This is a genomic window from Neisseria perflava (genome assembly GCF_024170405.1).
Taxonomy (GTDB): domain Bacteria; phylum Pseudomonadota; class Gammaproteobacteria; order Burkholderiales; family Neisseriaceae; genus Neisseria; species Neisseria perflava_B.
Map to the genome: position 1 here is coordinate 64,857 of NZ_JALJYC010000010.1, position 14,071 is coordinate 78,927.

Here is a 14,071-nt window from a genome sequence, read left to right on the forward strand (position 1 = left end):
AAATAAAACATTTCATAACAAATCAGCTTGTTTGAATCATTTTTACAGGCTGTTTATTTGCAAAAACGGAGTATAAATTAGCAAATAAAGCAGTATCATGGATTCCGTCAGCAAGGCAATCCCGCCACTGAAAAGCAAAATGTTAGAAAACAACATTTCATTTAAAAGGAAACAAACATGAAAAAACTGATGACGATGGCTGCGGCTTCTTTGATTGGTCTGTCGGGCGTAAACGCTTCTACTGCAATTATTGCGCAAAACATGGCCGAAGCCGCCAACCAATAATTCATAACCAAACAAACTATAGTTTAAAAACCCTTAAAAAGGAAAAAATCATGAAAAATCTGATGACATTGGCCGCCGCCTCTTTAATAGGCTTGTCTGGTTTGACCGTCAGTGCGACTACCGTGGCGCAAAATATGGCCGAAGCCGCCGAATAAGCCCATTTGATACTGTTGAAATTGAATCATTGAAACGAAAGGAGCGCCCCATGAAAAACATGATGAAACTGGCCGCAGCTTCTCTGATTGGTCTGTCCGGTCTGACTGCCGGAGCGACCAGCGTTGCGCAAAACATGACTGAAGCTGCCGAATAAAGCAGGCTGTTGCATACAGCAAACGAAATCCCAAAGAAAAGAGAACACCATGAAAAACTTGATGAAACTGGCCGCAGCGTCCCTGATCGGTATGTCAGGTTTGACCGCAAGCGCAACCAGCGTTGCGCAAAACATGAGCGAAGTCGCCGAATAAAACGGCACGATAACCATACCGGATACAAGAAGGCCGTCTGAATATTTTTTCAGACGGCCTTTTGCTTATCAACTTAAAAAATCAATCCAGCGTTTTCAATTTGCCTTTAAATTCATCAATGCTGTTGTAGCCTTTGGCTTGCATAACGGCTTTCAATTCCTCGGTCAGCTTGGCAAACACGCCCGTGCCCTGCTGGTGCAGCAGCGTACCCACCTGCACCATATCCGCGCCGCACAAAATATGCTCGAATACATCCTGACCGGTCAACACGCCTCCGGTGCCGATGATTTGGATTTCCGGATTCAGGCGTTGGCGGAAAGCAAAGACATTTGCCAGCGCAGTCGGTTTCAGATACGCGCCGCCAATGCCGCCGAAGCCGTTTTTCGGCTTAATCAACACGCTTTCGCTGTCAATATCCACGCACAGGCCGTTGCCGATGCTGTTGACCGAATTGACGTAAGCGAGCGGATATTTGTTGAGAATCGCCGCGATTTGGTCGAAATGAATCAAATCGAAATACGGCGGCATTTTAATGCCCAAGGGGGCGGTATAGTGCGCAAATACCGCATCTAAAATCTTATCCACCGTCTCGAAATCATAGCCGGTTTGCGGTTTGCCCGGCACATTCGGGCAGGAGAGGTTCAGCTCGACAATGCCTTTAAAATCAGATTGCTGCACTTCTTTTAAAAGCTGCAAATCCTCATCCACATTAAAACCGGTCAGCGACACGAAATAGGTTTTGCCTGGGAAATCCTTTTGCGCTTGGGAGACATAGTCCAAATAATAAGTCAGGCCGTGGTTGGGCAGACCCATCGAATTAATGCTGCCCAACTCGGTATCGCGGTAACGCGGCTCGGGATTGCCCGCACGCGGCACGACCGTGGCCGATTTGGTAACAAAGCTGGCCGCAGCCGACTGCTGCATGGCGTCCAAATCCTCGGCAGACATATCATAAACGCCGGCTGCATTCATAATACAATTATCAAAACGGAAACCGGCAAGGGTGGTGGCGGTGGAAATCATGCGGTATGCCTCTTACTTTAAAATTGGTAAACCACATAATTTTACGCCCGAAGCGGCGGCCGTGTTCTGATGAAGCGCAAAGTAGCGCGGATTTATCACGCCGTCGCAGATACTGCCGCCATCCGTTTTCAGACGGCCTGCCCGATAATTCGGTATAATCACGTTTATATTCGATTCAACACAAGGAACCTCCATGCTCACCCCCGAACAAGTCAAAGCCATGATTGAAGGCGTTGCCCAATGCGAACATGTCGAAGTAGAAGGCGACGGCCATCACTTTTTCGCCGTCATCGTCTCCTCCGAATTTGCAGGCAAACCCCGTCTCGCCCGCCACCGCCTGATTAAAGACGGCCTCAAGGCGCAGCTGGAAAGCAACGAGCTGCACGCGCTGTCGATTTCCGCCGCCGCCACGCCGGAAGAATGGGCGGCCAAGCAGTCGTAAAGTTGGATTTGAACCATTTAAAATGCCGTCTGAAAATCATTGATTTTCAGACGGCATTTTACAACAGCGGTAGGGTACGTTAGCCGCCCCAAGCGGCGTAACGTACCGGTTAGCGGATATTTGGTGCTTGCAGTTATGCCGACACCCGCTAACCGGTGCAATACGGCGTACCGCCTATTGCACCCTACCGATTGCAGCCTTATACCGTTTCCCGCAGCAATTCGGCCAAACGCTCGCCAAACAGCTGCATGGTGTGGTCGCTGTTCAAACCGCTTGGCCCTGACGGGAACGGCAATACGGCCAGCAGCGTACCGTTTTCATTGCGCTTCCATTTCAATACGCGGTCGCCTATGGTTTCTTGATTGAAGTTATTGAGGCCGTCTGAAAAGGCCAGATTGAAGTCCTTCTCAAAGGTTCTGCCGAAGCAGATAATCAGGCGCGGACGGTAGGTTTCCATCCATCGGTGCATTTCGGCGAAGCGGTATTTGCGGCAGAAATCTGCATATGCGCTTTTGTCTCTGAAGCCGGTAATATCGGCAAACTCTGCATTCCATCGGTTGGGATCGGTATTTTTGAATGCAATCGGATACAGATTCATTCTGAAATAAGGCGATGGCGAACCATTAACAAACGGCTGTACTTTTTCGGCAAATTCGCGGTAATCGCCGGTTTGCCCGCCATTGAGCGCAGACAACAGTTTACAGGTGCGGACATTATACGGATATTTTATGTTGGTTGTCCAATCATCATAGCCGAAATCAGTCGTATCGTCGTAAGGCGTTGCCACCATTTTGCGCAAACTGTCCGCATCATGACCGCCGCCCCATTCGATGCCGCAGACCCAAATCGAGGGATTTTCGGGCGAACCGATATTGCCGCCGTCGCAGCCGGTAAAATCCAGCAGCCAGCCGTATTGTTGTTTGATGTCCATGTTTTCATCCTTTTCTTTTTTTATTGAATGCGATGCCGTCTGAAAAGCTGCTGTTTTCAGACGGCATGTCCGGTTTGAATCTACCAAAGCTCCAGAACCAACTGCCCGAACGCCACCAAAATCGGTTCGCCGTTCAGATTATAGGTATTGGCCAAACGCGCATTCATCTTCGGTTTGATTTTTCCGCCACTGACAACCCAAGTATTGGCCAGTCGTGCCCCTTGTTTCGGTTTCAGTTCTTCGCCGTCGAAAACCCAAGTGGTCGCTAACCGAGCACCTTGTTTCGGTTTCAGCTCTTTTCCGTCAAAAATCCATGTATTGCTTAACCGTGCGCCGTGTCGCGGCTTCAATTCTTCGCCGTCGCACACCCAGTCGCCGCTTAATTCGATGTCGGGCATGATGTTTCCTTTCTGTCAGATTAAAGGCCTTTTTGCTCGGCCAAAGCCACGAAGTTTTGGATATAGGTATCCATTTCGTTGGCAATGGCTTCCATAATCAGCTTGCGTTTTTGCGGATGGTTGAAATCGTTGAGGGCTTCGTTGTCTTGGAAGAATTTCAATTGATAGCGGTCGCCGTGTTTCCAGCCGAACCAATACGGGGTAGTCGCAAATTTATTGCCGCTGCTCTCTTGAATGGTTTCGATGACACCGGCGATTTCCATTTTGGGTTCGGGGCGGTCAAAGCCGTAATAAAAAGCCGAACGCATCAGTTCGATGCTGAAATCCAGTTTTTGCCCGCCGGCTAAGGTGTAAACCGGTATGCTGATGCCGATATATTGGGAAGAGGCCTGATATTGGCCGACCACATGCGGCACGTCCATCTCTTTAAACTCATAGCCTTTGGCTTTCAGCAGGCGTTGCAGCTCCGTCCAGAAATACACATGCTTGTCGTATAAAGACAGCTCCTCGCCTTCCACATACAAATCGCACTGCTGCAATAAGGCTTGCACGCTGCTTTTCGGAATCGGATTGCTGGACACTTCGTACAAATCGTTTTTCAATACTTTGACGATTTCAAACAGCTCTTCTGCAAAATCGGCATAAAATCCGGCCACCAAGCGGCTTTTGTCCGTACCGGCAGTGGAAAATTCATTCATTTTTTTGATGATGTTGGTTACGCGCTGGAACACGGCTTGGGTATTGGCTTCGCTGCTGTGCATTTGAATGTAAGAGAGCTGGAACAACAGCTCTTTCAACTCATCTACCGTTTCCACAGGCTCCTTACCGACTGCAATGGTTACGCGGCCGTCTTCTACGATGTCTTTGAGGCGTTCTAAAAATTCGTGATACACCTCCTGTTTTTTCTCAAATACTTTCAGGTTTTTATCGCGGTTTTCTTCTCTGGCGGTCTGGCCTTGCAGCAGAAAAACGGTCACGATGGCGGTCAGAATCGCACCGATGGCACTGTTGTTGATTTCTTCAGCCAGCTTGGGCAGTGCATCTTGATATAGTTGGTTAAAAACAAACAGGCTGAGCGAAATCGCCAGCAGAGTCCCCAGTAAAATAAGCAGTTTCTTAGACATTTCCATCCGTTGTTGTCATAGCCATCACAAAATATCCGATAAAGGCATTCATCGGCGCGGTTTATGATGATAAACTTAGCCCGAAAACGGCAACATCAACTACCGATATGGATAACACCAACCCACAAGGAAGCCTGATGAAAGTTCATGAAAAAATCCGTAAGATTCGCGAACTGAAAAATTTCTCGCAGGAGAATATGGCCGAGCAGTTGCAGATGTCGGTCAACGGCTATGCCAAAATCGAGCGCGGGGAGGTGGGCGTGCAGATGGACAAGTTGGAGCAGATTGCGGGTGTATTTGGGATGGATGTGGTGGACTTGCTCTCGCTGGATAAAAATATGGTGTATCTGAATATTGAAAACAGTACCAATGCTTCCAATTATTATGCTTCGCAAGAGCAATATATTTTTGAAATTGAGAAATTAAAACAACAGGCCGGTTATTTGCAGGTGATGTTGGCGGAGAAAAACAGTTTTATCGAGCAGCAGCGGCAGCAGATTCAGACCTTAAACGAATTGCTGCATACGTTGAAAACGAAATAAACCGGCGCTCCGGCGTGGTAAGATAGATACAAAATGCCGTCTGAAAATCATGGGTTTTCAGACGGCATTTTAATTGATAACGGCATAGTTTTCGGTATAATCAGCGGCGGAGCCAGGTAGCAAAACAGCCCCGGTTGCGACGGGGCTGTCATGCCAAACCTCCCTAGAAAGGAGGTAGTCAGTATGAAACTCCTACTGCAACTAGGTAAGTTTCGATTGGCGGTCGTCATCGACCGTAGGGTTATCTTAGCCTTGCTGATGTATTTCAGTCAATAAAAACTTACCGCAAACAAAAAAACATCCGTTTTCCGCCTGCTGTTTCAAGCAGGCGGTTTTTTTTGTATAGACCCAGCAGCCCCTGTCCCAAGAATCCGCCTTTTTCAAAACCGGGTAACACAAAGAAATAGCCGCCGCCGAAGGGGGAAATGTATTCTTCCAGCGGTTCGCCGTTGAGCAGGTTTTGCACGAAGATAAAGCCGTCGGCAAGATTGGCTTGATAGCAGATGAAAATCAGGCCGACATCGAGTTGTCCGGCTTTGGACAGGCCGCGCGAGTAGTTGAAGGCGCGGCGGTAGAGCAGGTGTTTCTGCATAAATTCGGGGTCGCGCGGGTTGGCCAGACGCATATGGCTGTCTTTGGGGGTGATTTTGCCGTCGGGGTCTTTGGCGTAATCGGCGGTGTCGCTTTCTTTTTGGCCGTCAAGCGGGGCGCCGCTGTATTTTTTGCGCCCGAAAATGGTGTCTTGCTCTTGCAGCGGCGTTCTGTCCCAAAATTCGACGAAATGGCGGATGAGGCGCACGGCTTGGTAGCTGCCGTTTTTCGCCCAGGCCGGTTCGTCTCGGCTGTTGGTGGCGACGCCTGTCCATAAGACTTGGTCGGCGGTTTTGGGGTCGGATACATCGGGATTGCCCGAGCCGTCGCGGTAGCCTAAGAGGTTGCGCGAGGCAAGGGCGTCGGGTTCGGGCTTGGGCAGAAAGCCGTCTATGCTCCAGCGGATGATGGCGCTTTGGGCGGTGTGTTTCAGAATATCGCGCAGCGCGGCTTGGCAGGTTTCGGGCGAGAAGGCGCAAAATTGGAGGCTGAGGTCGCCGTCGCACCAGTCTTTTTGCAGTTTGTCGTTGGGAAAATCGCGCATTTCCTGCAAGTGGCGCGGTTTTTTCTCCGCTAGCCCGAAACGGCTGTCAAACAGGCTGTTGCCGACGGACAAGGTTATGGTGAGGCCGTCGGGTTTGAAGGTTTTGCCGACGATGCCGCTGCCGGCGGGCGGTAGTTTGTCGCTGCTGTCTTGGTATTCGCCGCCTTGGGTAAGGAACTCAATGCGTGCGGTAAGGGTGCGCAACAGGTTTTCCAAATCTTTGGCGCTGCTGCCGACGACATCAAAGGCGCACATAATGCCGAAAAGCTGGTGCGGCGTGGTAATCCCCGCTTGGTGGGCACCGTAGCAGGGGTAGGCGAAATCGGAGTGGTTTTCAGATGGCGGCGCGGCGTTTTTTTGCGCGGAGCAGCCGCTGAGGTGTCCGGCCAATACGCTGCCGGCGCCGAGGGCGAGGGCGGTTTTGAACAGGGTGCGTTTGGCAGGTTGGGTGGGGGTAGGGTTGGCAGACATGGTTGAGCTCTTTTCTTTGTGGGAATCAATGGGCGCGTGTGTGTTTGTATGCGGACAACGGATTTTCAGACGGCCTGAATGTTGTGTTTATAATTTAAAGCGAAAGGGAACATTAACGGCTTTCGGAATAATTTTTCCATCTTGGATTGTCGGTTTTAATTTCGCTCGGCGGGCGGCTTTCAGCGCGGCTTCGTCCAAACGCGGGTAGCCGCTGCTTTTAATCAACGTTGCTTCTATGTTTCCGTTTTCGTCCTGATAAATCCTCACCCTGGCAACGCCCTGTTCGCGCAAATGGACGGAATGCGGCGGGTATTGCGCCTTAGGCAGCCAGCCGATGGGCGGGTTGTCTGAGGCGCGGGCGGGGTACACCGTCAGACAGAGCAAAAATACGGCAAGGATATATTGCAAACGAATCATCAGATTCCCCTCTTATGGATTCTTGATGTTTGGCGGTACTTGAGGCCGTCTGAAAGTTTGTGTTTATGGTGCTGAGGGTAGGTCAAATGAAAAGCGGATGGGTATTTTGAACGGTGTCCATTGTGTTTTTATATTTTGATGGTATGCGGCTCATGGTTTTCAGACGGCCTGAACCGTTATTCAGGCCGTCTGAAAATCAGTCAGAGCGCAGGTTTAATTCAAACCCAGCGTACCGCGCAGTTGTCCCAAATCTTCCGCCAGCGCGTTAATCGGCGCTTGCAGGGCTTTGCGGTCGGCTTCGGAGAGTTTGTCATACGGCTCGAATCCGTCGGCTTTTTTGTATTTGGCCAGCGTGTCGTTGACGGTTTTGAAGTTGGCGTCCACTTTGTCCAAAAGCGCTTGATTTTTCTCGGCAATCATCGGGCGGAACAAATCGACGATTTTTTGTGCACCCTCGACGTTGGCTTGGAAGTCGCTCAAGTCGGTGCGGCTGTAACGGTCTTCTTCGCCGCTGATTTTGCTGCCGGCCACTTCTTCAATCAGCGCGTTGGCGCCGCCGACGACTTTGCTCGGCGGGAAGCTCAATACGTCGATTTCCTGTTGCAGCGCGGTCACGTCGGCCAGCAGTTTGTCGGCGGTGGCTTGAACGTCTTTCACATCGTTTTTCACCCACAGCGCGTATTCGATGCGGTGGAAGCCGGTAAAGGCATCGTCGTTGGCACCGGCTTTGAAATCGTCTTCACGCGCGTCGATGGCGGGGTCGAGTTCGTTGAACAATTCGGCAATCGGTTCGATGCGTTCGTAGTGGTAACGGGTTGAAGTAAATAAAGATTTTGCTTTGTTAATATCGCCTGCTTTTACGGCGGCGACAAAGTCTTTGGTTTTGGCCACCAGCTCTTTGGCCTCGCCTTGGACATACACTTTATAGTCGGCCAGCGGCTGCGCCAGTTTTTCCAAATCGGCTTCGGCGGTGGTGTCTTTAAAGCCGCTGTCGGTCACGGTCAGCTTGCCGCGTGGGTTGGTCAGCAGGCCGCAGGTCATTTCATACTCGCCCGGCAGCAGGGTCACGGTCATTTTGTCGCTCAAGCCCGGGGCGATGTTTTCGCGCTCGTCCACCACCATCACGCCTTTGAGGATTTCCCATTCCAGCTTGCGGCCAGAGTCGTTTTTGATGTTGAACACGGTCTGGCCGCTGGGCACGGTCAGTTCCATCGGATTACAGGCGGTGTCGTTGACGGCGATGTCAAACGAGCCGTCGGCGTTGGCTTTGCCGCTGTTGGCAGACGCGCCGGACGCGGGGGCGGCGGTTTTTTCGGCTTCCGGCGGCTGGCAGGCGCTCAGGCCGAGCGCCAGCAAGACGGACAGGGATAATGCGGTCAAACGGGTTGCTTTCATGGGATACCTCTTTCCTGGTTAAATGTGAAACGGTCAAACAGTTAAGATTTTCAGACGGCCTTGCGGGACGGAGGCCGTCTGAAAAATACGGCAAGGCAATGGCATACCTGCTAACGGCTGGGGTTCGGCGGTTGGTTTTGTTTGCTCAGGCTGGTCTGCTGACGGAAGTAACGGCAACCGCTTTACGGGCGGGCAGCGGATACGGGTTTCGTCGGTTTGCTATCGCGCAAAAACCAGACCATTACCGGCACCAAATACAGCAGCCACGCCCACACCTCGCCTTCGGTCGGATGGTCGGTGTAGCCGAAAAAGCCGCCGAGCAAGACACCCAAGGGGCTGTCTTCGTGCAGGTAAGTCGATGAATCAAAAACAATATCCTGCAAATAATTCCACACACCCGCTTCATGCAGCGCCCGCAGCGAACCGGCCACCAAACCGGCCGCCACAATAATCAGAAACACGCCCGTCCAGCGGAAAAACTTCGCCAAATTCAGGCGCATACCGCCTTGATAAATCAGCGCGCCAATAATGACTGCCGCCAGCAATCCCAATACCGCCCCCAGCGGCATGGCCCAAGTTTGGCTTTGTTGGAACACCGCCAGCAGGAAAAACACGCTCTCCATACCTTCGCGTGCTACCGCCAAAAACGCCATCGTCACCAGCGCCCAGCCTTGCCCTTTGCCCTGATTCAGCGCGGCCTGTACAGACTGCTCCAACTGCCGCTTCATGTTGCGGGCGGCTTTTTTCATCCACAAAACCATATAGGTCAGCATGGCCACCGCCACCAAACCGAGTACGCCGACCACAAATTCCTGCTGTTTCTGCGGAATTTCGCCGGTAGCGGTATGAATGCCCCAGCCTGCCGCCAAACACAGCAGCGCCGCCGCGACAACGCCCAGCCAGACTTTCGGCATCAGGTTGCTGTGGCCGGACTGTTTGAGAAAACCGGCCACAATGCCGACAATCAGCGCGGCTTCAATGCCCTCGCGCAGCATAATCAGAAAGACAATCAACATAAGCGGGATTCCGTTTTGCAACAGGCAATGATTAAAATTGCTACCGTTATAGGCTTTTGAATAAATAAATGCAAATTATTTTTATTTTTTAATAAGTAGCCGATCATTTAAATTTTTTAACGCTTTGGCGGGAACTATTTAAGATGCATTTATGGCAGGCGGTGAATCGGGATGAGTATCGAATCAGTGCCATGATTCAGACGGCCTAAGGGCAGGCCGTCTGAAAAATCAAAACCAGACAAGCAGGCGGCGCGCTTTGGGATGGGCGGTTTGTCGGCAGGCTGTCGCCGAACAATCCGAAAGACGGGTGTTTCTGTGTTAAAATCACCGCCGCGTATGCGAATACGCAAGCATTTGATATTCCGATTGGTTTGATGCCGTCTGAAAAAGATTTCAGACGGCCTTGATTGATAAGCAACAGCATGACAAAAAAAATCATTTTCCGCACGGCGCTTTTGGGTATAACCGCCGCGCTGCTCGCCGCCTGTCCGAGCAAAAGCATTAAGCGAACCGAGCCTGTTGTCAGCGGCCCCGACCGTCCGACCGGTACGCCGTTTGCCGTCGGCACCACCGTTACCCCCGGCGGCGGCGCTTCTTATACCGTGGTGCCATACAGCGCTTTGCCGCATTGGTCGCTCCAGCATTTTGTCAACAGTCTGCAATCGTTTAAGCAGGGCTGCGAGAAGCTGAAAAACCGCGCCGGTTGGCAGGATGTGTGCGCCCAAGCCATGCAGACGCCCAACCACCACCATCAGGCCAAGCTGTTTTTCGAGCGCTATTTCACGCCTTGGCAGGTAAGCGGCAACGGCTTGCAGGCCGGCACGATTACCGGCTACTATATCCCGCTGATGCACGGCGACATCAAGCAAACCTCGAAAGCGCGTTTCCCGATTTACGGCATTCCGAATGATTTTGTTTCCGTGCCGCTGCCGGTGAATCTGCGCGGCAGCAAAGCCGTGGTGCGCGTGCGCCCGAGCGGGCAGAACATGGGTTTGATTGACAATGCGGGGCAATACAGCGCCGATTTGTCCAAATTCCCGATTACCGGCCGCACCACCGCGCTTAAAGGCCGTTTCGCCGGCAATCAATTTGTGCCGTATTACACCCGCGCCCAAATCAACGGCGGCGCGCTTGACGGCAAAGCGCCGATTTTAGGCTATGCCGACGACCCGGTAGAGCTGTTTTTCATGCATGTGCAAGGTTCGGGCACGCTGCAAACCCCGAGCGGGCAGAAAGTGGCGCTGGGTTATGCCGATAAAAACGAATATCCGTATGTTTCCATCGGCCGCTATATGGCGGATAAGGGCTATCTGACGCTGGGGCAGACTTCCATGCAGGGCATTAAGGCTTATATGCAGCAAAACCCGCAGCGGCTGGCCGAAGTGTTGGGGCAGAATCCGAGCTATGTTTTCTTCCGCAAACTGGACAACGGCAACGGCGCCATCGGTGCGCTGGGCACGCCGTTGATGGGCGAGTATGCCGGTGCCATCGACCGCCATTACATCACGCTGGGTGCGCCCTTATTTGTGGCAACGGCTCATCCCCTGACCCGCAAAGCCCTCAACCGCCTGATTATGGCGCAGGACACCGGCAGCGCGATTAAAGGCGCGGTGCGTGTCGATTATTTCTGGGGTTACGGTGATGAAGCGGGCAATACGGCGGGCAAGCAGAAAACCACCGGCTATGTGTGGCAGCTGCTGCCCAATGGCATGAAACCGGAATACAGGCCTTAATTGCAAACAGGCCGTCTGAAAACAACAGCTTTTAGCCACGCCGAACAGCATTTTCAGACGGCCTGAGGCTCAGGCGTATTGCCATCACGCAAACGCGCCAAAATCCCTTATAATCCAAACTGATTAATATTGATGAATGCGCCGCGCCGCCGCGCCGTGCGCCCTGTTAAGAAAGAACCATTGTGGACAAACTCAAAATCTCCGCCAACGGCCCGTTAAACGGCGAAATCACCGTATCCGGCGCCAAAAATGCCGCCTTGCCGCTGATGTGCGCCGGTTTGCTGACCGCCGGTACGCTGCGCCTGAAAAACGTACCCATGCTGGCCGATGTGAAAACCACGCAGAAGCTGCTGCAAGGCATGGGCGCACGCGTATTGACCGACAATATTCACGAATTCGAAATCAACGGCGGCACGGTCAACAACACCTGTGCCCCGTATGAATTGGTCAAAACCATGCGCGCCTCGATTCTGGTGCTCGGCCCGACGCTGGCGCGTTTCGGCGAAGCGCAGGTGAGTCTGCCCGGCGGCTGCGCCATCGGCTCGCGTCCGGTTGACCAACATCTGAAAGGCTTGGAGACCATGGGCGCGGAAATCGTGATTGAACACGGTTACGTCAAAGCCAAAGGCCGTCTGAAAGGCACGCGCGTGGCAATGGATGTGGTCACCGTCGGCGGTACGGAAAACCTGCTGATGGCGGCGACATTGGCCGAAGGTACGACTATCTTGGAAAACTGCGCTATTGAGCCGGAAGTGGTGGATTTGGCGGAATGCTTGGTAAAAATGGGCGCCAAAATCAGCGGTATCGGCACGGCTACCATGACCATCGAAGGCGTGAAAGAATTGCACGGCGCGGAGCACAGCGTTGTGCCCGACCGTATTGAAGCCGGTACGTTCTTGTGCGCCGTCGCCATGACCGGCGGCAAAGTCACCCTGCGCCACGCCGCGCCGAAAACCATGGAAGTGGTGCTGGATAAATTGGTCGAAGCCGGCGCGATTATCGAAGCGGGCGACGATTGGATTACCATCGACATGCAGCAACGCCCGAAAGCCGTGGACATCCGCACTGTTGTCCACCCGGGCTTCCCTACCGATATGCAGGCGCAGTTTATGGCGATGAACGCCATTGCCGAAGGCAACTGCCGCGTGGTGGAAACCATTTTTGAAAACCGCTTTATGCACGTGCCCGAACTCAACCGCATGGGTGCCAACATTACCACCGAAGGCAATACCGCTTTTGTCAAAGGCGTGGAAACACTCTCCGGCGCGGTCGTGATGGCCACTGACTTGCGTGCCTCCGCCAGCTTGGTGATGGCAGGTTTGGTCGCCGGTGGTGAAACCATCGTCGAGCGCATTTACCACTTGGATCGCGGTTACGAATACATCGAGAAAAAACTCGGTCAGGTCGGCGCCAAAATCGAACGCGTGCGCGGCTAATCTTCTATCGTAGTAAAGATAAATGCCAAAAGGCCGTCTGAAACAGTTTGTTGTTTCAGACGGCCTTATTATTATATTTTGAGTTTAATGGTTAGTTTAAGTTCAGTAGCAAATCGCGGAACGCGTTGGGATCTTTGATAAACGTCATTTCGCCCGATTGTGGGAAATGGAAGTCCAGCAGACGCGATACCCAGAAACGGATGCAGCCTGCACGTTGCGCAATCGGGAAATAGGCGCGTTCTTCATCGGATAAGGGGCGCACGCTTTCGTATCCGTCAATAAAAGCCTTCATCAGCGGCATATCCAAATGATTGTCTGCCGTACGCGCCCAATCGTTGACCGCAATGGCTAAGTCATACATAAAATTGCCGTTGCAGGCATAATAGAAATCAATAAACCCGGCAACCTGTTCGCCATCGAGCAGTACATTATCCTTAAACAAATCTGCATGGATAATACCGGAGGGTAAATGGTTTCCTAAGTTGTCATCTAAAAAAGCAATCTCTCGTTGCAGCAGTTGTGCATCCGCTTCGTCTAATACCGGTAGTAATTGTTCTGCCGATTCATGCCACCAGTGGTCATAACGCGGGTTTTTCATCTGTAGGGGGAAGCTTTGTCCGGCTACATGCATTTTGGCTAACATCGCGCCGGTGTTAAAGCATTGGTTTTTCGTCGCCCAACTTGTGTCCGTGCCTTTCAAGCAGGTTACCAAGCAGGCGGGCTTTTCTGCCAATGTCGCATCCAATTTGCCATCTTTACGCGCGATGGGGGCGGCGCAAGCAACACCGTTGTCGCTCAAATGCTGGTTCAGCAGTAAAAAAAACGGCAGTTCTTCCTGTTGCAATACCTCAAAGACAGTCAATACATAACGTCCTGTGGACGTAGTCAGGAAATAATTGCTGTTGGTAACCCCTTGGGCAATACCCTGTAAGGCAACAAATTCACCCAAATCGTACTGCGTCAGAAACGCCCGCATCTCATCATCGGATACACTGGTATAAACGGACATAGTATAAAGCCTGAATGGAAAATAATAGAATAATCGTGAATCATACCAAAGATTCAGCAACATGATATCAGTAAATCAGCAGATAAGATTGGCCTTAGATGTATTTTGTTGGGAGGGTTGGCGTATTTTTGTATGGGAAGTAAAAGCGGATTAATAAAATTCTCAAATAAAACAGAGTAGTGTTAAATTTTTGTGAAGTTTTTAGTGTTTTTGAGTTGACGGGTTTTGGTGGTGGGGGTATAGTTCGGTT

Annotated in this window: 12 protein-coding genes and 1 pseudogene; 4 read left to right on the forward strand and 9 right to left on the reverse strand. The window is 51.8% G+C overall.

Translation table 11 applies throughout. The features are described from left to right. Positions 1-830 precede the first annotated feature (830 nt). Positions 831-1,772: a dihydroorotate oxidase gene (locus tag J2T37_RS05255; RefSeq protein WP_253354301.1), complete on the reverse strand. Its 942-nt coding sequence runs from the start codon at positions 1,770-1,772 to the stop codon at positions 831-833. A 193-nt stretch (positions 1,773-1,965) separates the two neighbouring features. Here J2T37_RS05255 and J2T37_RS05260 point away from each other — a divergent pair, with 193 nt between their 5' ends. Continuing rightward, the gene (locus tag J2T37_RS05260) at positions 1,966-2,214 is read left to right on the forward strand and encodes a BolA family protein (RefSeq protein ID WP_253354303.1); all 249 of its coding nucleotides are present in this window, start codon (positions 1,966-1,968) and stop codon (positions 2,212-2,214) included. A gap of 199 nt (positions 2,215-2,413) precedes the next feature. Here the strand turns inward: J2T37_RS05260 and J2T37_RS05265 are convergent, their stop codons facing one another. The 3 genes from J2T37_RS05265 to J2T37_RS05275 form a co-directional block, all read right to left on the reverse strand. After that, complete coding sequence (locus J2T37_RS05265; RefSeq protein WP_253354305.1) at positions 2,414-3,145, reverse strand: hypothetical protein; 732 nt, start codon at positions 3,143-3,145, stop codon at positions 2,414-2,416. An 80-nt stretch (positions 3,146-3,225) separates the two neighbouring features. After that, on the reverse strand, positions 3,226-3,543 hold the full coding sequence (locus J2T37_RS05270) for a hypothetical protein (RefSeq protein ID WP_253354307.1): 318 nt from the start codon (positions 3,541-3,543) through the stop codon (positions 3,226-3,228). 20 nt (positions 3,544-3,563) lie between these two features. Continuing rightward, positions 3,564-4,667 carry a hypothetical protein gene (locus J2T37_RS05275; protein ID WP_253354309.1) on the reverse strand — a complete coding sequence of 368 codons (1,104 nt, stop codon included), beginning with the start codon at positions 4,665-4,667 and terminating at the stop codon, positions 3,564-3,566. A gap of 137 nt (positions 4,668-4,804) precedes the next feature. Here J2T37_RS05275 and J2T37_RS05280 point away from each other — a divergent pair, with 137 nt between their 5' ends. Further along, positions 4,805-5,209, forward strand: coding sequence for a helix-turn-helix domain-containing protein (locus J2T37_RS05280; protein ID WP_253354311.1), 405 nt, complete (start codon positions 4,805-4,807; stop codon positions 5,207-5,209). A 343-nt stretch (positions 5,210-5,552) separates the two neighbouring features. Here J2T37_RS05280 and efeB read toward each other — a convergent pair. From efeB to efeU, 4 genes and pseudogenes are all read right to left on the reverse strand, one after another. Continuing rightward, positions 5,553-6,815, reverse strand: a pseudogene (gene efeB / locus J2T37_RS05285) (iron uptake transporter deferrochelatase/peroxidase subunit); the annotation flags it as partial. An 87-nt stretch (positions 6,816-6,902) separates the two neighbouring features. Further along, positions 6,903-7,232, reverse strand: a complete 330-nt coding sequence (locus J2T37_RS05290; protein WP_253354312.1) for an energy transducer TonB — start codon at positions 7,230-7,232, stop codon at positions 6,903-6,905. Positions 7,233-7,445: 213 nt separating this feature from the next. Next, positions 7,446-8,627, reverse strand: a complete 1,182-nt coding sequence (gene efeO / locus J2T37_RS05295) for an iron uptake system protein EfeO (protein ID WP_253354314.1) — start codon at positions 8,625-8,627, stop codon at positions 7,446-7,448. Positions 8,628-8,809: 182 nt separating this feature from the next. Next, the gene (efeU, locus tag J2T37_RS05300) at positions 8,810-9,643 is read right to left on the reverse strand and encodes an iron uptake transporter permease EfeU (protein WP_253354316.1); all 834 of its coding nucleotides are present in this window, start codon (positions 9,641-9,643) and stop codon (positions 8,810-8,812) included. 422 nt (positions 9,644-10,065) lie between these two features. Between efeU and mltA the strand changes: the two genes are divergently transcribed. Together mltA and murA are read left to right on the forward strand one after the other, a co-directional pair. After that, entirely contained in the window at positions 10,066-11,376 is a 1,311-nt protein-coding gene (mltA, locus tag J2T37_RS05305; RefSeq protein ID WP_253354318.1) for a murein transglycosylase A, read from the forward strand. Positions 11,377-11,558: 182 nt separating this feature from the next. Continuing rightward, positions 11,559-12,812 (forward strand): UDP-N-acetylglucosamine 1-carboxyvinyltransferase, encoded by a 1,254-nt coding sequence (gene murA / locus J2T37_RS05310; protein ID WP_253354320.1) that lies wholly within the window; start codon positions 11,559-11,561, stop codon positions 12,810-12,812. Positions 12,813-12,903: 91 nt separating this feature from the next. Here murA and thrB read toward each other — a convergent pair whose 3' ends face one another. Then, on the reverse strand, positions 12,904-13,821 hold the full coding sequence (gene thrB, locus J2T37_RS05315; protein WP_253354322.1) for a homoserine kinase: 918 nt from the start codon (positions 13,819-13,821) through the stop codon (positions 12,904-12,906). Positions 13,822-14,071 lie beyond the last annotated feature (250 nt).

Coding starts and splice junctions, on each gene's coding strand:
- efeO (WP_253354314.1), bottom strand. CDS start 8,627: ATGAAAGCAACCCGTTTGACCGCATTATCCCTGTCCGTCTTGCTGGCG.
- J2T37_RS05255 (WP_253354301.1), bottom strand. CDS start 1,772: ATGATTTCCACCGCCACCACCCTTGCCGGTTTCCGTTTTGATAATTGT.
- J2T37_RS05270 (WP_253354307.1), bottom strand. CDS start 3,543: ATGCCCGACATCGAATTAAGCGGCGACTGGGTGTGCGACGGCGAAGAA.
- J2T37_RS05280 (WP_253354311.1), top strand. CDS start 4,805: ATGAAAGTTCATGAAAAAATCCGTAAGATTCGCGAACTGAAAAATTTC.
- J2T37_RS05275 (WP_253354309.1), bottom strand. CDS start 4,667: ATGTCTAAGAAACTGCTTATTTTACTGGGGACTCTGCTGGCGATTTCG.
- mltA (WP_253354318.1), top strand. CDS start 10,066: ATGACAAAAAAAATCATTTTCCGCACGGCGCTTTTGGGTATAACCGCC.
- J2T37_RS05290 (WP_253354312.1), bottom strand. CDS start 7,232: ATGATTCGTTTGCAATATATCCTTGCCGTATTTTTGCTCTGTCTGACG.
- efeU (WP_253354316.1), bottom strand. CDS start 9,643: ATGTTGATTGTCTTTCTGATTATGCTGCGCGAGGGCATTGAAGCCGCG.
- J2T37_RS05265 (WP_253354305.1), bottom strand. CDS start 3,145: ATGGACATCAAACAACAATACGGCTGGCTGCTGGATTTTACCGGCTGC.
- J2T37_RS05260 (WP_253354303.1), top strand. CDS start 1,966: ATGCTCACCCCCGAACAAGTCAAAGCCATGATTGAAGGCGTTGCCCAA.
- thrB (WP_253354322.1), bottom strand. CDS start 13,821: ATGTCCGTTTATACCAGTGTATCCGATGATGAGATGCGGGCGTTTCTG.